This window comes from Photorhabdus kayaii, assembly GCF_025384895.1.
GTDB lineage: Bacteria > Pseudomonadota > Gammaproteobacteria > Enterobacterales > Enterobacteriaceae > Photorhabdus > Photorhabdus kayaii.
The window spans coordinates 1-25,997 of record NZ_JAJAFZ010000062.1 but is presented as its reverse complement, the minus strand read 5'-3'; the positions used below and the strand labels follow the sequence as shown (position 1 = coordinate 25,997).

24 protein-coding genes and 1 pseudogene are annotated in these 25,997 nt (G+C 42.6%); 15 read left to right on the top strand and 10 right to left on the bottom strand.

Annotated features, from left to right (window positions below; all coding sequences use genetic code 11):
• Window positions 1-93 precede the first annotated feature (93 nt).
• The 3 genes from hutI to hutC all read left to right on the top strand — a co-directional run bounded on the left by hutI (window position 94) and on the right by hutC (window position 3,146).
• Complete coding sequence (hutI, locus tag LGZ98_RS18660) at window positions 94-1,335, top strand: imidazolonepropionase (RefSeq protein WP_113041739.1); 1,242 nt, start codon at window positions 94-96, stop codon at window positions 1,333-1,335.
• Window positions 1,336-1,352: 17 nt separating this feature from the next.
• Entirely contained in the window at window positions 1,353-2,309 is a 957-nt protein-coding gene (gene hutG / locus LGZ98_RS18655; protein WP_113041740.1) for a formimidoylglutamase, read from the top strand.
• A 105-nt stretch (window positions 2,310-2,414) separates the two neighbouring features.
• Window positions 2,415-3,146: a histidine utilization transcriptional repressor HutC gene (gene hutC, locus LGZ98_RS18650; RefSeq protein WP_191214802.1), complete on the top strand. Its 732-nt coding sequence runs from the start codon at window positions 2,415-2,417 to the stop codon at window positions 3,144-3,146.
• Here hutC and LGZ98_RS18645 read toward each other — a convergent pair.
• Together LGZ98_RS18645 and LGZ98_RS18640 are read right to left on the bottom strand one after the other, a co-directional pair.
• Complete coding sequence (locus tag LGZ98_RS18645) at window positions 3,136-3,792, bottom strand: HAD family hydrolase (protein WP_113041741.1); 657 nt, start codon at window positions 3,790-3,792, stop codon at window positions 3,136-3,138. The genes hutC and LGZ98_RS18645 overlap by 11 nt on opposite strands.
• Window positions 3,793-3,905: 113 nt before the next feature.
• A complete protein-coding gene (locus LGZ98_RS18640; RefSeq protein WP_158536517.1) occupies window positions 3,906-5,180 on the bottom strand; it encodes an FAD-dependent oxidoreductase in 1,275 nt (424 codons plus the stop codon).
• A 249-nt stretch (window positions 5,181-5,429) separates the two neighbouring features.
• Between LGZ98_RS18640 and LGZ98_RS18635 the strand changes: the two genes are divergently transcribed.
• Window positions 5,430-6,029, top strand: coding sequence for a TetR/AcrR family transcriptional regulator (locus tag LGZ98_RS18635; protein WP_158536518.1), 600 nt, complete (start codon window positions 5,430-5,432; stop codon window positions 6,027-6,029).
• A gap of 413 nt (window positions 6,030-6,442) precedes the next feature.
• On the opposite strand, the pseudogene LGZ98_RS18630 reads toward LGZ98_RS18635, so the two are convergent.
• Window positions 6,443-6,753, bottom strand: a pseudogene (locus LGZ98_RS18630) (helix-turn-helix domain-containing protein); the annotation flags it as partial.
• A gap of 580 nt (window positions 6,754-7,333) precedes the next feature.
• Here LGZ98_RS18630 and hutU point away from each other — a divergent pair.
• The 9 genes from hutU to LGZ98_RS18585 all read left to right on the top strand — a co-directional run bounded on the left by hutU (window position 7,334) and on the right by LGZ98_RS18585 (window position 16,283).
• The gene (gene hutU, locus LGZ98_RS18625; RefSeq protein WP_113041743.1) at window positions 7,334-9,013 is read left to right on the top strand and encodes a urocanate hydratase; all 1,680 of its coding nucleotides are present in this window, start codon (window positions 7,334-7,336) and stop codon (window positions 9,011-9,013) included.
• 8 nt (window positions 9,014-9,021) lie between these two features.
• On the top strand, window positions 9,022-10,566 hold the full coding sequence (gene hutH, locus LGZ98_RS18620; protein WP_113041744.1) for a histidine ammonia-lyase: 1,545 nt from the start codon (window positions 9,022-9,024) through the stop codon (window positions 10,564-10,566).
• A gap of 87 nt (window positions 10,567-10,653) precedes the next feature.
• Complete coding sequence (locus LGZ98_RS18615) at window positions 10,654-12,048, top strand: L-histidine transporter HutT (RefSeq protein ID WP_113041745.1); 1,395 nt, start codon at window positions 10,654-10,656, stop codon at window positions 12,046-12,048.
• Window positions 12,049-12,089: 41 nt separating this feature from the next.
• Window positions 12,090-12,269, top strand: coding sequence for a hypothetical protein (locus LGZ98_RS18610; protein WP_146748071.1), 180 nt, complete (start codon window positions 12,090-12,092; stop codon window positions 12,267-12,269).
• A 135-nt stretch (window positions 12,270-12,404) separates the two neighbouring features.
• Window positions 12,405-13,337: a 50S ribosomal protein L3 N(5)-glutamine methyltransferase gene (gene prmB / locus LGZ98_RS18605; protein ID WP_113041746.1), complete on the top strand. Its 933-nt coding sequence runs from the start codon at window positions 12,405-12,407 to the stop codon at window positions 13,335-13,337.
• A 91-nt stretch (window positions 13,338-13,428) separates the two neighbouring features.
• Window positions 13,429-14,514, top strand: a complete 1,086-nt coding sequence (aroC, locus tag LGZ98_RS18600; RefSeq protein ID WP_113041747.1) for a chorismate synthase — start codon at window positions 13,429-13,431, stop codon at window positions 14,512-14,514.
• 88 nt (window positions 14,515-14,602) lie between these two features.
• Window positions 14,603-15,406, top strand: a complete 804-nt coding sequence (locus tag LGZ98_RS18595; RefSeq protein ID WP_113041748.1) for a sulfite exporter TauE/SafE family protein — start codon at window positions 14,603-14,605, stop codon at window positions 15,404-15,406.
• Window positions 15,407-15,428: 22 nt separating this feature from the next.
• Window positions 15,429-15,980: an elongation factor P hydroxylase gene (locus tag LGZ98_RS18590; protein WP_113041749.1), complete on the top strand. Its 552-nt coding sequence runs from the start codon at window positions 15,429-15,431 to the stop codon at window positions 15,978-15,980.
• A 24-nt stretch (window positions 15,981-16,004) separates the two neighbouring features.
• Window positions 16,005-16,283, top strand: a complete 279-nt coding sequence (locus tag LGZ98_RS18585; RefSeq protein ID WP_112894707.1) for a YfcL family protein — start codon at window positions 16,005-16,007, stop codon at window positions 16,281-16,283.
• A 74-nt stretch (window positions 16,284-16,357) separates the two neighbouring features.
• Here the strand turns inward: LGZ98_RS18585 and mnmC are convergent, their stop codons facing one another.
• From mnmC to LGZ98_RS18570, 3 genes are all read right to left on the bottom strand, one after another.
• Window positions 16,358-18,394, bottom strand: a complete 2,037-nt coding sequence (gene mnmC, locus LGZ98_RS18580) for a bifunctional tRNA (5-methylaminomethyl-2-thiouridine)(34)-methyltransferase MnmC2/FAD-dependent 5-carboxymethylaminomethyl-2-thiouridine(34) oxidoreductase MnmC1 (RefSeq protein WP_113041750.1) — start codon at window positions 18,392-18,394, stop codon at window positions 16,358-16,360.
• A gap of 116 nt (window positions 18,395-18,510) precedes the next feature.
• Complete coding sequence (locus LGZ98_RS18575) at window positions 18,511-18,639, bottom strand: hypothetical protein (RefSeq protein ID WP_262405128.1); 129 nt, start codon at window positions 18,637-18,639, stop codon at window positions 18,511-18,513.
• 187 nt (window positions 18,640-18,826) lie between these two features.
• Complete coding sequence (locus tag LGZ98_RS18570) at window positions 18,827-19,372, bottom strand: hypothetical protein (protein ID WP_113041751.1); 546 nt, start codon at window positions 19,370-19,372, stop codon at window positions 18,827-18,829.
• A 677-nt stretch (window positions 19,373-20,049) separates the two neighbouring features.
• Here LGZ98_RS18570 and fabB point away from each other — a divergent pair.
• Window positions 20,050-21,264 carry a beta-ketoacyl-ACP synthase I gene (gene fabB, locus LGZ98_RS18565; protein ID WP_113041752.1) on the top strand — a complete coding sequence of 405 codons (1,215 nt, stop codon included), beginning with the start codon at window positions 20,050-20,052 and terminating at the stop codon, window positions 21,262-21,264.
• Window positions 21,265-21,326: 62 nt separating this feature from the next.
• Here the strand turns inward: fabB and LGZ98_RS18560 are convergent, their stop codons facing one another.
• The 4 genes from LGZ98_RS18560 to LGZ98_RS18545 form a co-directional block, all read right to left on the bottom strand.
• On the bottom strand, window positions 21,327-21,530 hold the full coding sequence (locus tag LGZ98_RS18560; protein ID WP_158536519.1) for a hypothetical protein: 204 nt from the start codon (window positions 21,528-21,530) through the stop codon (window positions 21,327-21,329).
• Window positions 21,531-21,839: 309 nt separating this feature from the next.
• Window positions 21,840-23,360 carry a tripartite tricarboxylate transporter permease gene (locus LGZ98_RS18555; RefSeq protein WP_113041753.1) on the bottom strand — a complete coding sequence of 507 codons (1,521 nt, stop codon included), beginning with the start codon at window positions 23,358-23,360 and terminating at the stop codon, window positions 21,840-21,842.
• Window positions 23,361-23,370: 10 nt separating this feature from the next.
• On the bottom strand, window positions 23,371-23,802 hold the full coding sequence (locus LGZ98_RS18550) for a tripartite tricarboxylate transporter TctB family protein (RefSeq protein WP_113041754.1): 432 nt from the start codon (window positions 23,800-23,802) through the stop codon (window positions 23,371-23,373).
• A gap of 13 nt (window positions 23,803-23,815) precedes the next feature.
• Complete coding sequence (locus LGZ98_RS18545; protein ID WP_112894714.1) at window positions 23,816-24,796, bottom strand: Bug family tripartite tricarboxylate transporter substrate binding protein; 981 nt, start codon at window positions 24,794-24,796, stop codon at window positions 23,816-23,818.
• A gap of 379 nt (window positions 24,797-25,175) precedes the next feature.
• Here LGZ98_RS18545 and LGZ98_RS18540 point away from each other — a divergent pair, with 379 nt between their 5' ends.
• Entirely contained in the window at window positions 25,176-25,832 is a 657-nt protein-coding gene (locus tag LGZ98_RS18540; protein ID WP_113041755.1) for a DUF7424 family protein, read from the top strand.
• Window positions 25,833-25,997: the final 165 nt, after the last annotated feature.

The following is a 25,997-nucleotide window of genomic DNA, read 5'->3' as shown; positions in this document are numbered from 1 at the left end:
CGAGTGCAGCCAACAAAGAGGCAACTTGAAAGATGACGGGTATACAATTAAAAAACTGATTTATCAGATACAGACCAATACAGGATGCTGATCATGGTAATAGAACTGTGTGATACTGATATCATCTGGCGTAATGCAAGACTGGCAACAATGGATTCTGCTGTCAAGGCAGCTTACGGATTATTAAAAGAATATGATCTTGTGGTGCGTGATGACAAAATTTTAGCTATTTTGCCCACTGCAACATTACAGACGAGTCGTTGTCAGGTAATTGATGTCCAACAACGCTTAATTACCCCTGGTTTAATCGATTGTCACACCCATTTAGTGTTTGGTGGTAACCGAGCTTATGAGTGGGAACAGCGTTTAAATGGTATGTCCTATGCTGAACTCAGCGCTCAGGGAGGGGGGATTAATGCGACAGTTTCTGCGACTCGGGCCAGTTCTCATGAACAACTTGAGCGTTCTGCGCAACAACGCCTTGCTGCATTTATGGCCGAAGGTGTGACCACCATTGAGATTAAATCGGGTTATGGATTAAATCTGGAAAATGAAGAAAAGTTGCTACAGGTTGCGCAGCACTTGGCGCGACATAACCCGATCGAGATCAGTCCCACATTGCTTGCTGCTCATACTTGTCCACCTGAATATAAGCATAATCCCGATGCTTATATGGATCTGATTTGCGAAGATATCCTTCCACAACTTTGGCAAAAAGGGCTGTTTGAGGCAGTAGATATTTTTTGTGAGAGTGTAGGATTTAATCTGGCACAAACTGAGCGACTCTTTCAGGAAGCACAGCGTTGGAACATTCCAGTAAAAGGTCATGTGGAACAGTTATCTCATTTAGGCGGGAGTGAACTGGTCGCTCGCTATCATGGTCTTTCTGTGGATCATATTGAATATTTAGATCAAGCGGGAGTTGAGTCGCTCAGTCACAGTGGTACGGTAGCTGTTTTGCTTCCTGGTGCGTTCTACTTTTTGCAGGAAACACAGCGCCCTCCTATTGATTTATTGCGGCAATTTAATGTGCCGATAGCTGTATCTACCGATTTTAATCCTGGAACCAGCCCATTTGCTTCTTTGAGAATGACCATGAATATGGCATGTGTACAATTTGGATTGACTCCTGAAGAGGTATGGTTAGGTGTAACCCGACATGCGGCTCGGGCATTGGGCAGAGAACAGCGTCACGGACAGTTGCGTGCAGGAGCTTACGCCGATTTTGTTGTCTGGGATGCAGAAAACCCCGTTGATATTTTCTATGAGTTGGGTCATAACCCTTTGAATACCAGAGTGTTTCGTGGTGTTATGACTCATTCCAGCATTATGTAACAGATAAGGAGCGGTAAATGAATTTATGGCATGCTACTTCGCCGACTATTTGGCAAGGACGAAATGATTTGGCAGAAGCGGATAATGCACTACGGCTTTTTCAAACAGTTAAACTATCTCCGTATTTTACGCCGGAAGAATTTTCTCACTATATTGCTCTCTTAGGGTTTGAATGTGATGAAGGTGTAAAGCGCAATCAGGGGAGGCCTGGTGCCAATCAAGGCCCTGATTATTTGCGGCAGTCGTTGGCAAATATGGCTAGTCATAAAGGGCATGATAGATTGGTCGATTTGGGAAGCGTTCACGCTAATCCCAATCAATTGAGTGAAGCACAACAAGCCTTGTCTGATGCCGTTACCCAATGTCAACGTCAGAATGTACGTACCTTGGTATTGGGTGGTGGACATGAAACGGCTTTTGCTCATGGTGTTGGAATTTATGATGCTTTTCCACATCAACGTGTTGGTATTATTAACTTTGATGCTCATCTCGATTTACGGCGTTCGCCGCAGCCCACTTCTGGTACACCATTTCGTCAACTTGCTGAATATTGTCAGCAACATCAACGTCTATTTCACTATACTTGCATTGGCGCAAGTTTGGCGTCTAATACGCAGGCATTGGTGGATGAAGCAAATCGCTTGAACGCTACGATTATCTGGGATAATCAATGTCGTGAAACTATGCTGGACAAGGTGCAACAGCAGATACAAGATATACTCCAGCAAGTTGATTTGATTTACATGACGATCGATTTGGATGTATTACCTGCTTATCAGATGCCAGCAGTCTCTGCGCCAGCCGCATTGGGGTTGCCATTGGAGCGCCTTCTGCAATTAATTCAGCCAATTTGTCAGAGCGGTAAACTACAGGCGGCTGATTTGGTTGAGCTCAATCCACTATTTGATATACAAGGTATAGGTGGAAGAGCCGCAGCACGTCTTGCCTGGCAATTAGCACATTGGTGGTATTGATTATCTAAAATAACAGTACTATTGTGTTTTCTATTTTGGCAAAGATAGCTTGATAAAGTGAGTGTAATTAATCACTTAACATTTTTACAGCATAAGGAATTTATTGTGACGACGCACTTATCAGGATCATTTGCCAAACCTGTGCCTCTGTATGCCAAAGTGAAACAATCTATCATTGAAAAAATCTACACCGGTGAATGGAAATCAAATGATCGTGTTCCTTCTGAAGCTGAATTGGTTAAACAGTTTAACTGTAGCCGTATGACTGCTAACCGTGCACTGCGTGAGTTGACTGCTGAAGGGGTATTAGTACGGCTGCAAGGCGTGGGATCGTTTGTCGCTGAACCGAAGGGGCAATCCGCTCTGTTTGAAATTCACAGCATTGCTGATGAGATTTCAGCTCGTTCTCATCAGCATCGCTGTAAAATATTAAAATTATCCGAGCTGGATGCGGATGTGAAACAGGCCGCTGAATTGGACATTATTGTTGGTACGCCGATTTATCATTCGGTTATTGTCCATTATGAAAACGATGTTCCTGTTCAAATAGAAGATCGTTATGTCAATGCTCAATCGGTGCCTGATTATTTGCAACAGGATTTTACGAAACTTACGCCACACGATTATTTGTCAATGATTGCACCTCTAACGGAAGGTGAACACATTGTGGAAGCTATTGCTGGCGATCCTCGATCCTGCAAGTTGTTGCAAATTGAGTCAGGGGCTCCCTGTTTGTTAATTAGTCGCCGAACTTGGTCGACTCATTACACTGTTTCCAGTGCCAGGCTGTTATTTCCCGGTAATCGGTATAAATTGAAAGGACGTTTCAACTCATAGCTATATCCTCATAACTGATTTTTTTCCGTATGAGCTGATAGGGTTGCCATAGATCATTACCTTCATAATGGATTAATGCGATTTCACGTATTTTATCCGTTCCATTTATGGCAACCGTATTGGTAAGCGCATTAAATAAGGGGATGTCAGAGCCAGAATCACCATAGGCAACACATTTTTCCAAATTTAGCCCATGTTCCTGTACATATTTTTTCACTATCTGTAATTTACTTTCGGGTGTTAATATCTGTTCTGGATCAATCGATTCACGAAAAGGTAAAGCAGGAAAATTTGATGCAACAACGATATCAACCCCAAAATTTTTTAAATGTTGGGCAAAGAAGTCTGGTGATAGGGTAATGACCATAGATATTTCACCTTTGGTTCTGATATCGTCAAAAACCTCTTTTATTCCTCCAATCCACGGTGAGGCATGAAAAACTTTAGCAACGTCAGCGTACTGCAAGTTTGACCATAGACGTTGTAATTCAGCGGCAAATTTCTTGGTATCTATATCTCCTTGAGAAAATTGTTTTTCCAGCAGATGAAGCTCTGTCAGGCAATTCATTGTACGGGCAATTTCCAGACTTGCTGTGGTTCCTCTGAGAAGAGTGCCATCCATATCAAAAACATGTAATACTTTCATAATAAACCTAAGTAAATTTTTCGTTATAGGGGTAGGGTAGGTTTGTTCGTGATGGTAAACATATAGGGATTACCTATCTTAGTAATCCCCCGCTTATTCAGTTAGCTCACGAATTAGGCGGCTTCTACTGCCAAGGTCTTAAGAACCGCTGAGGCGGCATAGTGACCACTAATCATTGCAGCAACAATACCTCTGAAAATTCCACAAGCGTCACCTGCAATCCATACAGGATAAGGGGAAGTTTCCAGGCTTAAATCGCCGTCAAGACTGGGGTACCAACCGACACCTTCCAATGTAGGCCCGACGATATGCGTATTTTCGTGATCGATTTCGGGAAATTTTTTAATGATATTACGCAATCCTTGTAACATCTTATCGAATAGTTCTTCGCCGTAAATAGATGCAAGCTGTGTAATTATGTGAGCATTTCCTGCTAATATATCTTGTACTTTGATTCTAAAGTAAGAATCCTTTTGCTTCATGGCAGAAACAACATTGTTGAGTGTTCGGTCCGCGATATCTTCATCAAGAATACGTGTATTAAATCCAACATTAGATCGTCCTGTAGAAGGGCCGTCAGAATGACCGGAAACGGTCCATAAATCTTGAGTTTTTGTTAATACTGTTTCGCCATCCCGGCAAGCACAGAAAGTACGCCATTCAATAACGCCATCATCCGACCGAAACTTTAACTTCGGGTCGAGTTGCTTCATATTTTTAAAAAATGCCAAATCTTCTTGCTGTTCAATGCGGAACCCAACTTCTAACCGATTGAAAGATTGTTTTTTAACTAGACTGGCAATCTCTAATGGACCAAATCTTCCACTAGCTAAAATGATTCGTCGGCATTCAATTTGATAAGTATTGGCATTTTTGTCTCTTAAATTCATAATCAGAGCATCTTTTCTTTTGACGTATTTATAAGACAGGAATTTAGTTTGTGTGATGATATCTGCATCTGCCGTTTGCACCATATCTTCAACAAGATTAATTCTATCTTCAAGAGACATATAATTAGAGGGATAATCTTTTAATACCCATTCCCCGGAACCTACTGTAAAGTCTTTGGGATTTGTTGGGAATGGCGGTGTGTCCAGACCATATGTGTTTAGCGTGGTGCATGTCCATTCATAAGCTTGCCGTAATTCCAGTTCATTTGGTAACTCCCAAAGTGCACTGGCAGAAGGAAAAAATGAGAATTTTCCGTCAGAAAACAGCCCTGCACCACCGTGTCCTTCGGTTATCTCAACGAGATTATCTTTATCGCGTTCATGAATAGCTTTGCCATTATCGATTAGTACGACTCGTAAACCTTTTCCTTTCAATTTCTGTACCGCAGCTAAACCTGCTGGGCCAGCGCCAATAACAGCGACATCATATACAGACATTTCTCTCCTCCATTCTTTAGTCAGAATTAATGTTCCTGGGAACATTTTCTATGAGTTGAGCATTGAATTATTTGTTCGGTTTTACGGAGTACATCCCGTTTTTTGCTAGAAATAGCATTCTATTCCGATTACCCTTATCAAATACGAAACTTCTAGTATCGAAAATAGAGCATCTAAACTTGCTTTTCTGATATTATTTGTCAATACCAAATTATGGGTATCTTAATTTGTCAATGAATGGAGCGATTTATGAGTGAGAATGAGCGGCTATCCCCATTAAGACGTGGGCGTCCACGCGATAATGACACGACAAAAGCTGTGTTGAATGCTGCACTTGTTCTCGTTGAAAGTGGACGGATTGCAGATATTACTATTAACCATATTGCCTTGTATTCAGGCGTTGCGAAATCGACTATTTATCGTAGATGGCCGAATGTATCAGCAGTTTTAATGGATGCTTTCTTTGATGATATTGAACCTCTAATTATTTATGACAAACAGATGCCGGTGATAGAATCCATGCGGATTACCATTAAAAAGCTTATTGAAGTGTTGCAAAGTAAGCACGGGTTGCTGTTCAGGTATCTGTTGGGATCAGCACAGTACGATACTGAGGTGAGAGAGGTTTTTATTCAGCGCTGGCTTGAACCACGACGACAGTTAGGAAAGCAGATTATTTTACATGCTATCGAGCGAGGAGAGATTTCTTCTCATACTGATCGGGACTTATTGTTAGACTGCATTTTCGGTGCTATTTACTACAAATATATGGTTTCTTTTTCTCTCGTTACACCTGAATTTGTCGATAAGGTTATTGATTGTGCGTTTGGTGGTTTGGCTAGGGATTAAATGCTCATTTCGATAAGGAAGTATTTATTAGCGGTTACAGGTGTTCTGTCCAAAGAGTGATTTTTGCTAAGTCAAAATAACCTTTTTATTATTGATTACGGTTGTAAGATTAATCTGACGGGGTCAGCAATGCCAGCCCCGTTAACCATAATCAGGTTATATTGATATACCCGTTATCTTTCAAGTTGCCTCTTTGTTGACTGCACTCGCTCACCCCCGTCACATAGTTACCTATGCTGCCGGGGATTCACTCCCTTGCCGCCGCGATGCATCTTGAAATCCATAGGGTATATATATTCAAGCGCACATATTTGTCACCAACCTTATTCTTATAAATTTACTTTCTGAAATTATTATTATCTTTATTTATCTTACTATAATCATAGTCTTTTACAGCGTAATAATGAAATTTAGGCCACGATTTCATGTGTGTGATGGAAAAGATTTTGAGATAAGTGGTCGATTAAAAAATCAGTTTGCTTTCGAGAAAGTAAACTATCAGACCCCCATTATCAGATTGAAGTTTCCCCTGATTGAGGTAATCACCGATATGGCGGTCAACGGTGGTCTGATGGAGTCGCAATGCCTGGGCTATCATCACAGAACTCCACCCTTCAGAAGCCAGAAGGATAGCTTTTATTCTGTCTCGTACTTGACCATCACGAGTTGTGTCGTGAAGACGCTCAAGTTTGATTTTTTGTTCTGATGTAATAAATATTTTCATAGCGAGAATAATGATCTCCATTTCGTATAAAACCAAGCATCTTCAATGATTGCTAGCATATATTGTATAACAAGCTTTTTAATTAGAGCAAGATCGCTAATGTTTTTTTAATCACGAATAAAGAATAAATCAATTAATTCGGCGAAATAGCGCTAAAAAATTTTCTCAGTGGTCAAGTTGAGTAAAATACAGACAATGTAGTTGCTGACAAGGTAATGCCGTCATGATTACTCGTTCTGCTTTGAAAAAAGAGAGGCCAGCGATCGAATACCATCATCGAAAAATGGATGATCTGGGTACGCAATACGGGTTATGGCTGTAGTACTAGGAAAATCTTTCCTTCCTTAAATCATATTTTTGTAAAATTAATGTAAATAATTTGTGATTATAAACACAAAAATAAGAAAAATATGATTCCTTGATAATTGGAGAAAAATAATATTAACAAATTGATTCATAAGAAAATAAAAACAATAAACTCATAAATTTATCATTTTAGCTAATGGTTTGGTCTATTGAATATACATGTATGTACAACTATACATTTAGCAAATATCTAAAGACCAAAAGGAGCCAGACCGTGACCGCCCAAAATAGTAAATTCCGTAATGTTGGTATCCGGGCACCCAGAGGAACACAATTAACAGCCAAAAGTTGGCTAACCGAAGCTCCTCTGCGCATGTTAATGAATAATCTTGATCCAGAAGTTGCTGAAAACTCTGATGAACTGGTGGTGTATGGTGGTATTGGTCGGGCTGCTAGAAATTGGGAGTGCTATGACAAGATTATTGAAACACTGAAAGAGTTGGAAGACGATGAAACGTTGTTAATCCAATCGGGTAAGCCGGTTGGGGTATTTAAAACCCATAGCAATGCCCCACGGGTACTTATTGCAAATTCGAATTTGGTGCCGCACTGGGCGACTTGGGAACACTTCAACGAGCTGGATGCTAAAGGGCTGGCTATGTACGGCCAAATGACGGCGGGTAGCTGGATTTACATTGGCAGCCAGGGAATTGTTCAAGGCACCTATGAAACGTTTGTGGAAGCTGGTCGCCAGCATTATAACGGTAATTTACAGGGCCGTTGGGTGTTAACTGCTGGTTTGGGAGGGATGGGGGGAGCACAACCGCTGGCTGCAACACTGGCTGGAGCGTGTTCGCTAAATATTGAGTGCCAGCAAAGCAGGATTGATTTCCGTCTGCGTACTGGTTATGTCGATGAACAAGCGAAAGATCTGGATGACGCCCTGGCTCGAATCGAAAAATATACTCAGGAAGGTAAAGCCATCTCTATCGCACTGTGCGGTAATGCCGCTGAAATTTTGCCAGAATTAGTCCGTCGTGGCGTACGCCCGGATTTGGTCACTGACCAGACAAGTGCACACGATCCTCTCAATGGCTATCTACCGAAAAACTGGAGTTGGGAAGAATACCGCCAACGTGCTATTTCAGCACCGGAAGAGGTCATCAAAGCAGCAAAATCTTCAATGATAGAACATGTTAAGGCGATGTTGATTTTCCAGCAACAGGGCATTCCTGTTTTTGATTACGGCAACAACATTCGCCAAATGGCATATGAAGTCGGCGTAGAAAATGCTTTCGATTTTCCTGGTTTTGTTCCTACTTATATTCGCCCGTTATTTTGCCGTGGTATCGGGCCCTTCCGCTGGGTAGCGCTTTCTGGTGATCCACAGGATATCTATAAAACTGACGCTAAAGTTAAAGAATTACTCCCCGATGATCAACATTTGCATCATTGGCTAGATATGGCGAGGGAACGTATCAGCTTTCAGGGTCTACCTGCCCGTATCTGTTGGGTTGGTTTAGGGCAACGAGCCAAGCTAGGGTTAGCTTTTAACGAAATGGTACGCAGTGGAGAACTTTCTGCACCGATTGTTATTGGTCGTGACCATCTGGATTCCGGCTCTGTAGCCAGTCCGAACCGCGAAACCGAATCTATGTGTGATGGCTCTGATGCCGTTTCGGACTGGCCGTTGTTAAACGCCTTACTTAACACCGCCAGCGGTGCTACCTGGGTTTCTCTGCATCATGGCGGTGGTGTCGGCATGGGTTTCTCACAACATGCCGGTATGGTGATTGTTTGTGATGGAACTGATGAAGCCGCAGAACGTATAGCACGGGTGCTACATAACGATCCGGCCACTGGGGTTATGCGTCATGCTGATGCAGGTTATGAAATCGCTATCCATTGTGCCAAAGAGCAAGGATTAGACTTGCCGATGCTTAATACAAAATAAGGAACATTATGAAGCAGCTAACTATTTATCCAGGCAAATTGACCCTTGATGAGCTACGTCAGGTTTATCTACAACCAATAAAAATCACGCTGGATAGCCAAATTTTTCCTGCTATTGAACACAGCGTGGAGTGTGTTAATGCGATTCTTGCTGAAAATCGCATTGCCTATGGGATTAATACCGGGTTCGGGCTATTAGCCAGTACACGAATTGAAGAAGATAATTTAGAAAAACTACAGCGTTCGCTTGTCGTCTCTCATGCTGCCGGGGTCGGTGAAGCGTTGGACGATAATATGACCCGGTTGATCATGGTATTGAAAATTAACAGTCTCTCCCGTGGTTACTCAGGTATTCGTCTCGCCGTTATTCAAGTATTAATCGCGTTAGTCAATGCGGAAATTTATCCTCATATTCCCTGTAAAGGATCGGTGGGGGCTTCGGGTGATTTAGCGCCGTTGGCACATATGAGCCTGTTATTACTTGGGGAAGGGCAAGCGCATTATCAGGGCGAATGGCTGCCAGCCAGAGAAGCGCTGGCAAAGGCCAATTTACAACCCATTACATTAGCGGCTAAAGAAGGTTTGGCGTTACTCAACGGAACCCAAGTATCCACGGCTTTTGCGTTACGTGGGTTATTTGAGGCAGAAGATCTGTTGGCGGCAGCGATAGTTTGTGGTTCTTTATCTGTAGAGGCGGCATTGGGTTCCCGCAAACCATTTGATGCCCGTGTACATGAGGTACGGGGGCAACAGGGGCAGATCGATGTTGCCGCATTGTATCGTCATGTATTAGAGGAGAGCAGCGAACTATCAGATTCTCACATCAATTGCCCAAAGGTACAGGACCCTTATTCATTACGTTGTCAGCCACAAGTCATGGGTGCTTGCCTGACTCAGTTGCGCCATGCTGCTGATGTTATTCTGACTGAAGCTAATGCCGTATCTGATAACCCACTGGTGTTTGCTGAGCAGGGAGAAGTGATTTCCGGTGGTAACTTCCATGCTGAACCTGTTGCAATGGCGTCTGATAATTTGGCTCTGGTATTGGCAGAGATAGGTGCATTGTCAGAACGACGTATTGCGTTGTTGATGGATTCACATATGTCACAACTTCCGCCTTTTCTGGTTGAGAATGGTGGTGTGAATTCAGGTTTTATGATTGCACAAGTGACGGCAGCGGCGCTTGCCAGTGAAAATAAAGCATTGGCACACCCGGCGAGTGTTGACAGTTTACCAACTTCGGCCAATCAAGAGGATCATGTATCAATGGCACCGGCTGCGGGACGTCGTTTATGGGAGATGGCAGAAAATACCCGAGGTATTCTGGCAATTGAATGGTTATCTGCCTGCCAGGGGATCGATTTCCGTAATGGCTTGAAAAGCAGCCCGATTTTGGAAGAAGCGCGTGTTATCTTGAGAGCGAAAGTAGATTATTACGATCAGGATCGTTTCTTTGCACCTGATATTAATGCTGCTGTGAAATTATTATCTGAGCAACATCTCTCCTCATTACTTCCTTCTGGACAGATATTACAGAGTAAAAATAACCGTTAAATCAACCAATGGCCGGCGCCCGACCGGCCTGATTGTCACATTTATCTTTCTCATAAAACCCAATAATAAAAGATAAGAGGGTAAATCATGCAAGCTTCATTACAACTAGAGCGAGGACTCAACGCACGCCATATCCGGTTTATGGCGTTGGGTTCTGCGATTGGTACAGGTCTTTTTTATGGTTCTGCTGAAGCAATAAACATGGCCGGTCCGGCGGTATTGTTAGCTTATTTAGTGGGCGGTGCTGCTGTCTTTATGGTTATGCGTGCTTTAGGAGAAATGGCGGTTTACAGACCGGATGCCGGCTCTTTCGCCAGTTACGCTCATCAATATTTAGGCCCGTTACCCGGATTTATTACCGGCTGGACTTATACTTTCGAAATGATCATTGTTTGTCTGGCGGATGTGACTGCTTTTGGCATTTATATGGGGCTATGGTACCCGGAAGTGCCGCGTTGGATATGGGTACTTAGTATTATTTTCATTATTGGCGCGCTCAATCTTTGTAAAGTCAAAGTATTTGGCGAAATGGAATTCTGGTTATCGATTCTGAAAGTTGCTGCAATCAGCGCCATGATTATTGCCGGAACCGGTATTATTCTGTTTGGTTTTAGCGGCCATTTTCAGGCAACGGGGGTTCAAAATCTGTGGCAACACGGAGGGTTTATGCCTAATGGGTTGGGGGGCATTATTGAGTCTTTGGCTGTTGTGATGTTTGCTTTCGGTGGTATCGAAATTATCGGTATTACATCCAGTGAAGCTAAAAATCCGGCGAAAATGATCCCGCAAGCGATTAACTCTATCCCGTTTCGTATTCTTCTGTTTTATGTACTCACTATTTTTGTATTAATGGCAATTTACCCTTGGAGCAGTATCGGCCAAGAAGGTAGTCCATTTGTCGCAATATTTCAGGGGTTAGGCATTGGTTCGGCAGCGAATATTCTGAATATTATCGTCATTACGGCGGCAATTTCGGCCATTAACAGCGATATTTTTGGTGCCGGTCGTATGATGTATGGTATGGCGGAGAAAGGATTAGCCCATAAAAAATTTATGCATTTAAGCCGTAACGGTGTGCCTTGGGTGACGATCATGGTTATGACATTGGCGTTATTGTGTGCTGTGGTTCTCAATTATTTGCTCCCTAAACAGATATTTGTCATTGTTGCTTCGATTGCGACTTTTGCCACTGTGTGGGTCTGGTTAATGATTTTGCTATCTCAATTTGCTATGCGCAGAAAAATGTCACCGGGAGAAGCAAAAAAATTACAATTCCCAGTACCGATGTGGCCTGTTGCGCCGATTTTGACCATCGTATTTATGATATTTATTATTGCTGTTCTCAGTTACTTCCCTGCGACACGAATTGCGTTCTATGTGGGAGGCGTATGGATCGCGCTGTTAATATCCGCCTATTATTTATGGATACGAAAAAATGTCATTATTGTGAGCGCTCAATCAGCCAAAGAAACACGGTGTTAAATAGGTAGAAACCAAACCGTCTTGTTGTTGAATAAGACGGTTTGCCCCGAAAATTAATTAAAAATTTACGATATACCCTATTGATTTCAAGATGCATCGCGGCGGCAAGGGAGCGAATCCCCGGGAGCATAGATAACTATGTGACCGGGGTGAGTGAGTGCAGCCAACAAAGAAGCAACTTGAAAGATGACGGGTATAAAATATCTGGGTTGCCTTTTTAGTTATCGTTCCTTAATTCATTGTTCGCTTAACATTAGTACTTAAAATTCTATATCATTAACCTGATATAAAGCTGATTTGTCTCAATGATCGTGGCAAACTAACAGGCTAATGAATTTGCAGGGTTGGAGGCGCTTTTGGACAAGATTTTTATCGATGAGGCAGTAGCTGAGTTATATACCATTCAGGATATGTTGCGCTGGTCTGTTAGCCGGTTTAATGCGGCGAATATTTATTACGGGCACGGTACAGACAATCCCTGGGATGAGGCACTGCAACTGGTTCTTCCATCACTGTTTTTGCCGTTGGATATCCCACAAGAGATGCTAACCACGCGACTGACATCAACTGAACGTCATCGTATTGTTGAACGGGTACTGCGCCGTATTAATGAGCGTATTCCAGTTGCTTATTTGACTAACAGAGCCTGGTTTTGTGGTCATGAATTTTATGTTGATGAACGGGTTTTGGTTCCGCGTTCACCGATTGGTGAATTAATTAATAATGAATTTGCAGGATTGATCCCTGACCAACCCGCTAATATCCTCGATCTCTGCACGGGTAGTGGTTGTATTGCCATTGCCTGTGCATATGTTTTCCCGGAAGCGGAAATCGATGCGGTGGATATTTCCGCAGATGTGCTGGCTGTGACTGAACAGAATATTCAGAATCACAGCCTTGACCACCGGGTTATTCCGATTCGTTCTGATCTGTTCCGCGATATGCCACCGGTTAAATACGATCTTATTGTCACGAACCCGCCTTATGTCGATGCCGAGGATATGAGCGACTTGCCGGAAGAGTTTCGCCGTGAGCCTGAGCTGGGTTTGGCGGCAGGTTCGGATGGTTTGAAACTGGCACGTCGTATTCTGGCAACTGCGCCAAATTTTCTTACTGAACGAGGTGTGTTGATTTGTGAGGTTGGTAACAGTATGGTGCATTTGATTGAACAATATCCTGATGTGCCATTTACTTGGTTGGAATTTGAATATGGTGGTGACGGCGTATTTATGTTGACACGTCAACAGTTGGTTGAACATCACGAACATTTTCGCTTATTCAAAGATTGAATAATTGAATAATTGAATAGGCTGGTAGCTGCGGTAATAATGCAAAACGGGCAGAGTTAAATAAAAGAACGGTTAACAGGAAGGAATTGGGATGGCGGGAAATAGTATCGGGCAATTTTTCCGGGTCACCACTTTTGGCGAATCTCACGGTTTGGCGTTGGGATGTATTGTCGATGGTGTGCCACCGGGCATTGCAATCACAGAAGCTGATTTGCAAGTTGATTTAGATAGGCGTCGTCCGGGAACTTCCCGTTATACAACGCAGCGCCGTGAGCCGGATCAGGTTCGCATTCTTTCTGGTGTATTTGAAGGGGTAACCACTGGCACTAGTATCGGTTTACTCATTGAAAATACTGACCAGCGTTCTCAGGATTACAGCGCTATTAAAGATGTATTTCGTCCGGGCCATGCCGATTACACTTATGAACAGAAATACGGTATCCGCGACTATCGTGGTGGTGGCCGTTCTTCTGCTCGCGAAACGGCAATGCGTGTTGCGGCAGGTGCAATAGCGAAAAAATATTTACTGGATAAATATGGCATTCGTGTCCGTGCTTGCTTGACCCAAATGGGTAATATCCATTGCCAATTGAAAGATTGGGAACAGGTGGAACAAAACCCATTTTTCAGTCCTGATGAGACCAAACTTGAACAACTTGATGCCCTGATGCGTGAACTGAAAAAGGCGGGCGATTCTATTGGCGCGAAAGTGACGGTTGTCGCGGAAAATGTTCCTGCTGGTTTGGGAGAACCGGTTTTCGACCGCCTTGATGCTGATATTGCTCATGCGCTGATGAGTATTAATGCAGTAAAAGGTGTTGAAATTGGTGATGGTTTTGGTGTTATCAATTTACGTGGCAGCGAAAACAGAGATGAAATAACTGCTCGGGGATTCACCAGTAATCATGCGGGAGGAATTCTGGGGGGTATTAGCAGTAGCCAACCAATTGTTGCTCATATTGCGTTGAAGCCAACTTCTAGCATCATGGTGCCAGGTAAAACGATTAACCGTCAGGGTGAAGAAGTGGAAATGGTCACTCGTGGTCGCCATGATCCTTGTGTTGGTATCCGTGCTGTACCGATTGCAGAAGCTATGATGGCGATTGTGCTGATGGATCACCTATTACGCCAGCGGGCGCAGTGTGCTGATGTCGAATCCAGCCTTCCTCGCTGGTGAATTTGAGAATGAAGCTAGCCTTGAAAATCCCAGAGACTGAAATGGGTAGCTTAATGTTGATAAGCGGTTTCTTTTGATGGGATGAAATATGGACTGGTTATTGTCATTAGGTGGGGAAGTTTACGTTCTGCTCTTTTTGGTTGCGGTGATGGCTGGATTTATTGACTCGATTTCGGGTGGTGGAGGTCTATTGACTATCCCAGCGCTGTTATCTGTTGGTGTCTCTCCGGTGCAGGCGTTGGCGACCAACAAGTTGCAGGCAGTGGGAGGCTCCTTCTCTGCCAGCCTCTATTTTGTTCGTTACGGTGAGGTTGATCTCAAATCTCAACGCCTTGCCATACTGATGACATTACTTGGTTCAATGGCTGGTGCGATTATTGTCCAGTTTATAAAGCCAGATTTTCTCTGTCAGCTATTACCGGTTCTGGTCATTATCATTGGTCTTTATTTCCTTTTGACGCCAGCCATTGGTATGGAAGATAGCCATCGTCGCTTGACGCCTGTGGCCTTTGCCTTGTTTATCGGGAGTGGGCTTGGTTTATATGACGGCATATTTGGCCCCGGTGTTGGCTCATTTTATGCATTAGCTTATGTCGTGTTGTGCGGCTATAACCTGGCAAAATCCACCGCGCATGCTAAGGTACTGAACTTTGCTTCTAATATAGGTTCACTGGCGCTTTTTATCCTTGGCGGTCAAGTTTTGTGGATATTGGGCCTTGTGATGTTGGCAGGGCAGGTGATTGGCGCACGGTTAGGCGCAAGTTTGGTTTTGACCCATGGGCAAAAATTGATTCGCCCTATGATTGTCATTATCTCTTTTTTGATGAGTATTAAGCTACTGAATGATAATCACGGCGATACGATCCGTAGCTGGCTAGCATTTTATTTTTGATTCAGGATCTTGTTTTTAATTCATGATAACGCATAACTATCAACAACTTATTGATATTTTTAATCGCTGTTTTGGTGATGAATACAACACCCGTTTGGTTAAAGGTGATAATGAACCTATTTATCTGCCGGCAGATGAAGAGGTCTCCTATAACCGGATTGTGTTTGCTCATGGTTTCTATGCCAGTGCATTACATGAAATTGCTCATTGGTGCATTGCGGGTAAAGAGCGTCGTAAGCTAGTGGATTTTGGTTATTGGTATTGCTCGGATGGGCGTGATGCACAGACGCAAAGTGAATTTGAAAAAGTAGAAATTAAACCACAGGCACTTGATTGGTTGTTTTGTACTGCGGCAGGTTTTCCGTTTAATGTCAGTTGTGACAATCTTGAAGGGGATTTTGAACCTGACAGATTAGCTTTTCAGCGTAAAGTTCATGCTCAGATCATGGATTATTTAGCGCAGGGGATACCTGCAAGAGCGGAGTGCTTTATTCAGGGGTTGCACTCGTTCTACAATACGCCCCCATTGAAAGCGGAACATTTTCCCTATCCGGAAGATATATTCGCAGATTGAGAATACTGAATTTGAGGAAAAATAATGCTCGCTGAGTTTGAAACGCGTATTTTGGCGCAAATTGATGACATGGTAGATCATGCCAGTGATGATGAATTGTTTGCTGGTGGTTATCTCCGTGGGCATCTTACTTTAGCGGTGGCAGAATTGGAGCAGGAAGGTGCGCATACGGCTGAACAGCTTCATGACCGTGTTGAAGAAAGTATCCAAAATGCGATTAAAGCTGGGGAACTGGCGCCACCGGATCAGGTTCTTGTTCTTAATACCTGGCAGCGCCTATTGGATAATGCTAAAACTCAATAATTTTATTAAGAGGCAGAAAACGAACTGTGCTACCAAAATTCATATGAATATCTAACAATTTGCGGCGCGGTTCCTTAATAGCTTTTCAATTTACGGCCTCTCAGTAGTTTTCTGATCCAGAAACGGTTTGGGTGAAGGGCCGCCAGTGTTTCATTATCCAGTGGTAATGGCTCATCAAAGATCTGCCCTGCAAGAATTTCTGCACTGAGTGGCGCAGAGCATAATCCACGGGAACCTAATGCCCCGATAACAAACAGATTGGAATAACAAGGTGCATCTATGATGGGACCCCTTGTGCGGATTTTTTCTGGCAAATCTTGATAATCTGTCATTATCTTATTGAGATCCGGCACATTTCCCACCATTGGCATGTGGTCCCGAACAACGCAGCGAATACCTTGGCGGGATTGTTTAGCAGAAACATCAACTTGGTTTACCCATTCGGCATTAGGTAAACATTTCAGCAATCGATCACGGTTTTCTTGTTGTTCTGTTTCAGAATATTCACTATCAAGCCGATAACGCTGATAACTGGCGCCGATACAGTGGTGTTGATTGGCTGGATTAGCTGGTGTCATATAACCATCATAGCAAAGCACATTTTGCAATTGGCTCAGATCAGCTGTGGTTGGGATGTGGCTGACTTGACCACGTACAGCAGTTACCGGCAGTTTCTCGGTTTGTTCAAACTGGGGTAGATGATGACCGTTAGCAATCACCACCGTTTTGTGCTGTGTGTTTAACGATTGCCCTTGATGCATCAGATGCAGTTGCCAGCCATGTTGGTTGTGATTAAGCGCGGTAACTTGATGATTGAAGCGACAGAGCATGCCTTGCTGTTGTGCCAATGCTGTTGCTGCTTTTGTGAGTTCAGCCGGGCATAGCCATCCGCCCTGTGGATAGTGAATGCCGTGGTGATGAATATCCAACCCACATTTTTCACTCAACTGGTGACAATTCATGCCGATGGCGAGTTCATTCGGCCATTCTGTTGCCAGAATTTTCTCAATTTTCCTGCTACTTTTTTCATCATAAGCAAGTTGGCTGACACTACACCATTGGTGGTCGAAATCAATTCCTTGCGCTGATAGCTGCTCATACTGGCGGCGGGCAAAGGTAAATGCCGGGGTAAAGAATTTTTCGAGTTCGTTATTATTACCGTTAAGTAATGGGTAAAGTGCTCCTTGGCGATTACCGGATGCACTTTGTGCCGGGGTTGTATCCTGACAATAAAGAGTCACCTGCGCTCCACGACGCAGTAGCGCGAGTGCGGTGAAAATACTGGCAATCCCGCCGCCGATAATGGCGATATCATTGGTGCAACTTGCTGACGGCCGGGCAAACCAAGGCGCAGGTAACGGCTGATATTTCTGAGTTGCCAGAGTCCCAGTCAGCATTTCTCTTTTGCGGCCAAATCCTTTGACTTTGCTGACATTAAAACCGGCTTGTTGTAAACCACGACGGACAATACCCGCAGAAGTAAAGGTTGCAAAAGTGCCTTCTGGATGAGCAAATTGCGCCATTGCAGCAAACAACTGTTCACTCCACATTTGCGGGTTTTTGGCAGGCGCAAAGCCATCTAAAAACCAGGCATCTACTTTGCCGTGAAGACTAGAACCCATTGTTGGTAACAGATCATTGACGTCACCAAACCATAAATCCAATGTGACAGCGCCATTTGCCATAATCAATCGGTGGCAGCCTGCCAGTGGTTGAGGCCATTGTTGGCAAAGTTGCTGCGAAAAAATCTCAAGCTCAGGCCAGCGTTGATGTGCGGCTTTTAAGTCGTTGGTTTTCAGTGGATACTTCTCAAAACTGATGAAATGTAGACGTTTCAATGGCGTATCAGGATCTTGCTGTCGAAATGCATCAAATGCTTGCCAGAGCGTCAGAAAATTTAATCCCGTTCCGAAGCCGGTTTCCGCGATTACACAACTAGAACGGGAATGCGTGCAGAATCGTTGGGGGAAGCGGTTACCGTTGAGAAATACATAACGGGTTTCTTCCAGCCCATCCTGATTTGAGAAGTAAACGTCATCAAACTGTGTTGAAATCGGAGTACCTTGATCATTCCAACTTAGGGTTGCGGTACAAATAGCAGAATTTTTCACGGTAATGCCTGTAATATTACTGATAATAATGCGATTTTAGCGAGGTTGGGGTTGATGTACCACCTGGCAGAAGAAAAGAGTGGAAAAGTGTTGAGCCTTGCTTGCGGTGTGTACGGTTAGTCACCTCCATCTATTTTATTTTTATAAATCAATCTATAAATGGTCTCATGATGCAAGGATATTATTTTATACCCGTCATCTTTCAAGCCGCCTCTTTGTTGGCTGCACTCACTAACCCCGGTCACATAGTTATCTATGCTCCCGGGGATTCGTTCCCTTGCCGTCGCGATGCAACTTGAAATCCATAGGGCATATACTGCTTTAGATAATCAACCACTTGCTTTGTATTTATTATGAATAAGCTTTCTTCATAATAACAACGGAATGTTCAATTAAGTAAGTCCCCGCCAGTGTGTGAAGCGGGGATTGTATTTATAAATGAATGTGAAATTCACATAATTTTTTAAATTCTTTTGATTGCTTCTCTTTTAAATGCGAGGAAATCGTATCAATCATTGATACCACTTTGCGTTTAGCTGCCTCTTTATCACCGCCATTATGATTTACTTCTTCAATATAGGATGAACATAACTTACAAAATTCAACTACTCTCTTTTCAAGGGTATTTGAATATTTGTCGATAAAATCATAATGGCGGTAATTATTAGCTCGTTTTAAGTAATCTGAGTTTTGCATCGGTGTAGGTATAAATACCTCCTCTGAATTGAACCCAGTAATCTCCTTAGTATAACTTCTGTATATAGACTCTAATAACCGCTGATTTTTACTGGATATAATCATAATTAGTCCGTAAAGCGTGATGAATGCGCCAATTAGGATATGATTTTGTTGTGAAGAAATTGGTTCTATTTTGTTAAATTTGTTGCCGTATTGTGATAAAATATTTATGTCCATATTAAAAGCCACTAAGATCCATATGATACCAACGCTCAGTAGAAGATAACCAAGTCCTTTCATTATTAACCCCCATTAGGATTATTAGGTAAAGTTACCTAGGTCTTACAATGAACCGACCATTTGCATATGACATAGCATAATTACCATCATTTTTTGTGTGAATAATGGCTTTATCGGTTGATAAAGTCAGAAAACTTTCTGTTCTAAAACATTTGTTGCTGTAAGTTTGAGTATTTCCCGTAATTCAGTCAGTAATATAACATAGGGATTGATTCATTTCATAAAAATTTTATTCATCCTTATTATTCGCAGTTATTAAATTTGTTTCTAATTAGTAAGGAATTTAATAAAAATAGCAAGTATAGAAACTTCTATATAAATATAAGCCTACTAATCATTATTCTGATGCTTGATAAATTCATGTGTATTGTATTGATATTATTATCTTTAGCCTAAATTTTTGATGGAAATTACGAGTGTTTTTTTGATCTTATTGTTTACCAAAATAATTCCTATCTGAAATTTATTTTTATCTATTAAAATCTAAATCTTTTGTACTGTATTCTATGAAAGTTAACAGTTGTTTTGACGTGAAAACATTTTTGGGATTTTTAGTGAGATGAATTTTTCTTCGTAATTTTATCCTGATCGGACTTGTTCAGCGTACAAGTGTACGCTAAAGTGCTACATAGCATAGATGGAAATCCAGCAGATAAACATATTTAATGAGGTATTTAATGAAGCGTGTAGTGATCACTGGCTTAGGTATTGTTTCCAGCATTGGTAATAATCAGAAAGAAGTACTGGCATCTCTGAAAGAAGGCCGCTCCGGAATAACTTTTTCCTCACAATTTAAAGAGATAGGGATGAGAAGCCATGTCTGGGGTAATGTGAAACTGGATACCTCCGGATTAATAGACCGAAAAATTCAGCGTTTCATGAGCGATGCCTCTGTTTATGCTTATCTGGCGATGGAAGAGGCAATTAAAGATTCTGGCCTGGCTGATGATCAGGTTTCCAATATTCGTAGCGGATTGGTAGTGGGTTCTGGTGGTGGTTCCCCGTATAACCAGGTTGCGGGTGCTGATGGGATGCGTACTCGTGGTTTGCGTGGTGTGGGACCTTATATGGTAACCCGCTCAATGGCTTCTGGTGTATCAGCTTGCCTTGCAACTCCGTTTAAAATCAAAGGGGTAAACTACTCTATCAGTTCTGCATGCTCTACTTCTGCCCATTGCATAGGCCATGCAGCTGAACTTATTCAGTTAGGAAAACAGGATATTGTTTTTGCCGGTGGTGGTGAAGAACTCTGTTGGGAAATGAGTTGTGAATTTGATGCAATGGGTGCACTTTCAACGAAATACAACGAAATGCCAGAAAAAGCGTCCCGTACTTACGATAAGAGCCGTGATGGTTTTATTATTGCTGGCGGCGGCGGTATTGTTGTTGTGGAAGAATTAGAGCATGCATTGGCACGCGGCGCACACATATACGCTGAAATTGTTGGTTATGGAGCAACATCTGATGGCGCAGATATGGTTGTTCCATCTGGCGAAGGTGCGGTTCGTTGTATGAATATGGCACTGCAAGGTGTGAAAGGTTCCATTGATTATGTGAACACGCATGGTACATCTACTCCTGCGGGTGATGTGAAAGAGTTGGAGGCGATCAGGGAAGTTTTTGGTGATACAACACCGGCAATTTCTGCAACAAAAGCGATGACCGGCCATTCACTGGGGGCTGCTGGTGTACACGAAGCGATTTATAGCCTACTGATGTTAGAGCATGGTTTTATTGCACCAAGCATTAACATTGAAGATCTTGATGATAAAGCGGTAGGCATGAATATCATCACTAAACCTACTGAGCAAAAGTTGAATACAGTGATGTCCAATAGTTTTGGTTTCGGTGGTACTAATGCTTCTTTGGTGATGAGCAAGTATTCAGCTTAATTTCCCTCATCACAGACTATTTCGATCGTGTCCAAACAACAATGGTCGTTATTTGATGCATCTTAGGTGACCGCGTGCAGCGAGTCACCTTTGTATGTATACCCGTCATCTTTCAAGTTGCCTCTTTGTTGGCTGCACTCACTCACCCCGGTCACATAGTTATCTATGCTCCCGGGGATTCGCTCCCTTGCCGTCGCGATGCATCTTGAAATCCATAGGGTATATATTCCTGTTTTTGTGTGCTGTTCGTATCTTGTCTGTTTCAACAGAAAAGGCCATTGTTAACAATGTTGAATATTCAATACTATTGAATAATTAGTTAATAACTATTTAATAGTTATTGGGAGTTTTGAATCACCTATTTGGTAAAGATAGTATTTTGCCAAAGTGATTTTTGCTATGAATGTTGCAACAAATTTAGCATGTTGTGTTATCCGTTTATAAGCATAAATTCAAGTCTGTTTTGCTGAACTTTGATTGTGTGTGAAATATAATGTGAATATGGAAGTATATTCCTGTTATGGTAGGAAAGCCTATAATAATTATGATCTTGTAATATTATAGGCTTTTATTTATTACGTTTTGTTTTCAGTAGCCATTTGCTGAATACGGCGCTTACGGATAATTCGTAATATTGGTGGAGTAATCAGAACCAGAGCGGAAAGTATCAATAAACTCTGAGTAATTGTGCTGCTCCACAGAATGCCAAATTCTCCATTACTAATAGAAAGTGCGCGACGTAAATTTTGTTCCAGCATTTCTCCTAATACGAAACCGAGGATTAATGGCGACATCGGGAAATTCATCTTCCTCAGAATGTAGCCAAAAATACCCAACCCTACCATCAACAGAAGATCAAATGTCGTACTGTGTATGGCATATACACCAACCGCTGAAACAGTAGCAATAGCTGGAACAAGGAACCAGAGTGGGATAGTGAGCATCCGTGTAAATAGACCTATCATTGGGATATTCATGATCAGTAGGATAATATTGGCAATTAATAAAGCCGCAATTAACCCCCAGACGATATCCGGCTGTTCAGTGAACATTCCCGGCCCAGGCGTAATATTATAGAGCGTTAATGCCCCCATCATAACGGCAGTGGTGCCTGAACCTGGTACTCCTAATGTTAGCATTGGAATAAAGGAGCCACAGGCCGAAGCATTATTAGCCGCTTCTGGTGCTGCTACGCCGCGAATATCACCTTTACCAAATGAATCGCTATTCCCACTGAGCTTCTTCTCAGTCATGTAGGTAATTGCGCTAGCAATAGTCGCTCCTGCACCAGGCAAAATACCGACAAAGAAACCGATAAAGGATGATCTAAGCGTTGGTATGGCGCATTCAGCCGCTTCCTTGCGATTGAACAGCAGACGGCCTGTTTTGCGGATAATGGTTTTGCCGGCGGAGGTACTCTCTAACATCAGCAAAATTTCGCTGACAGAAAACAGACCTATTACCACAACAATAAATTGAATGCCATCTGACAGATGAACATTGTCGAATGTAAAACGATAAACCCCGGTGTTGGCGTCTACTCCGACAGTTGCCAGACCCAATCCTATTAATGCTGCTAATAGTGATTTCAGCGGATTCTGACTCATCATGCTACCCAGACAAGCAATAGCAAAAACCATAAGTGCAAAATATTCAGCAGGGCCGAAAGCCAGTGACCACTGCGCCAGTAATGGTGCAAACAAAATAATGCCGAAAATTGCCAGCAAAGAACCACAGAAAGAACTCACCGCGGAAATAGAGAGCGCCACACCTGCACGGCCCTGTTTGGCCATCGGATAACCGTCTAATGCGGTCATAATGGCAGCGGCATCACCGGGAACATTCAGCAGAATCGATGATATACGCCCACCATACTCACAACCGATATAAACGGTTGCCAATAAGATCAGGGCAGATTCAGCAGGCAGTTTTAAAGCGAAAGCCAGTGGCAGCAGAATCGCGACACCATTAATTGGCCCAAGCCCCGGTAGCAGCCCAACAATCGTACCGACAAAACAGCCAATTAAAGCAATAATCAGGTTTTGCGGCACCATTGCAACTTCAAAACCTTGACTGAGATACATCCAGGTTTCCATAAATTCTCCGTCAGTTGAGCCAGCTACCGAGAGGCAGGGTTACGTCAAGTAAACGGTCAAAGGCGAAATATAACGTGACGCCAAGGAACACCCCGGAAACGATTGCGGCAGGCAGTGTTGCGTTAAACAACAGCGCGACACTGAATGTCAGCAGTGCTGTAGCCAGAGGAAAACCAAGCCACTCGAATAACCAACCATAAATAACCAAAGAGAGAATCAACAGCATTAGGCGACGGATAACGGGGGCACTAGGCCAATTGCTCTGCTCTGGTTTTTTGAAAAGTAGTAGTAAAGCACAGAGTGCCATCAGAGACAGAATGAGCATTGGGAAAGGTCTGGGTCCCAGGGGTTCATAAGTGTATTCGCTCTGAATTCCCCAACCAATGACTATCCCAATGGTACAGAGTACTAACCAGATAGTAGCAAAGATACGATCGCTCATGATGATGACTCTGTTATTTGGCTAAGCCAAAAGCTCTGGCTTGTTCACGATATTGTTCAACCTGTTTTTTCACATAGCGGTCCAATTCTTTGCCGGTCATGTTGAACTCGAACAACCCACGGATATCGCGTTGTTTTTTAAAAGCATCTGTTTGTTGTAGTTTATTAAAAGTGTCAACCCACCATTGATACTCTTCGTCAGAAACTTTTGGTCCCATGTAAAATCCGCGAATAATCGGCCATACCAGGTCATAACCTTGCTCTTTGGCAGTAGGAATATTGGCTAAATCACCATCCAGTCGTTTATCTGCATAAACAGCCAGAACCCGGATTTTGTCTCCATTCAGGTAAGGTACCATCTCGCTTAGATCACCGGAAACCGCCTGAATATGATTACCCAGCAGGGCGGTGATAGGTTCACCACCTCCCTCAAATGCGACATAACGCATCTTGTGAGGATCAATTCCAACCTCTTTTGCCAGCAGTGCGGTTTTCATCCAGTCCTGACTACCGATAGAAGCGCCAGCACCAAATACAATGCTGTTGGGATTATCCTTAAAAGCATTCATCAAATCATTCAGGGTACGGTAAGGTGAATCGGCCCGGACAGCGATCATCCCATAATCAGTACCAACACTTGCCAGCCAGCGAACATCGTTAACGTTATAGCGACCAAATTTTCCCTGAGACAAATTGAGTAGAGAGCCGCCAGAGAAGGCGACAATGGTTCCCGCTTCAGTGGGTCGTTGTGCGACGATAGCATTGTAAGCGACAGCGCCAACACCACCGGGCATAAAAGTGACACGCATAGGCTTGCTGATCTCTTTCGTATCCAGCAGTGAAACTTGGACCAGCTTGCAGGTCAGGTCGAACCCGCCCCCCGGTTTTGCAGGCGCAATACATTCGGTCCGGTTAGGTGCACTGGCAGCAAAAACACTGCTTGCGCTAAATAGTAAAGCGGTTGCCGCTAACATCTTGATCGTTATAATTTTCATTTATTTGCTCTCATCAATACCCGTGTAAGATATTATAATCACTACAAACAGACCTGGTTGACTCAATTAGTAATAACAAAACCTTTCATTTACCTTTCATTAACAAGAAAAGTTGTTGATATGTGATTTCAATCGCTTAAATTTGCGTAGTGTTTCGCATTAATGAGTTTACAAATGGTTACAGACTTCCTTTTTTGTTTTGGTTTGTTGTAAGTTTTTCGTAGTTTTGATGTTGCTCTGTTTTACTCGCGGTAACTTTACATTCGACTAAGGAGGTATCATGCAAATGGTAATTATTTATTTATGCAATGTGTCAAATTAAATGGAAAATTTATTGAATATAATCAGACTTTATCTTGAGGAAATCTGAATTGAGGAAATGATGAGAAAATTGATTCTTTGTAGTGCTATGGGCAGTGCTATGGCTTTTGCTTTGGTGGGATGTAAAACAGAACTCAGTACTTCAGTATCTGTTAACCAACTGTTATCTGAACAAGTTAAAACGGTGACATCTGATTTGTTAGTTGAAGTCAGTGCTTGTGGTGATTATAAAGATTCCAGACAACCATCAAAATCTTTGTTAGACACTCAGGAAAAAGTACCGGCTATTTTTTCCAATGCGGAATACGTGGAATGTTTCAGAAAAAGTATGGATTCGTTTGCTCACTTTAAAGTTCCTGTGAGCGTAGGGAATTCAAGTATCACTGGTTCTACTAAGGGTATTCATCTTTACGGTAATGGTGCAGATATCTTGGTGATAAGCGTACCAAAAGAGATGAAGAAGAAAATTAACCAGATAGATAGTTCAATGGCATCAAAGACCAAAATCTCAATTAATATTAAGAATGATACCAATGAAGTTTTAAAAATGACGGGTTTATCTGCATTTCTTAATGATAAAGAGCCGATGGTGATATCGAATTTTAGTTTAAAAGTAGGCAGTGAAATAAAACTCACTTTGTCTAATGTCTCTGTGGCATCTGCATTGGATGAACGTTTTGATTTTACTCCTGTACTCATGGCAATATATGAGTAAATGGAAGCGGTAATAGATATCTATTACTTAATTCGGTATGACAGAATACCCTGTTATTCATAGCGAGGTATTTTGGCATGAAAATGGAATTGAGTCAGTGTCTGACTATTTTTCAGAAAAATAAGTGTGGCGATATAAACTGGAAATATAGTTATGTCTGTAATT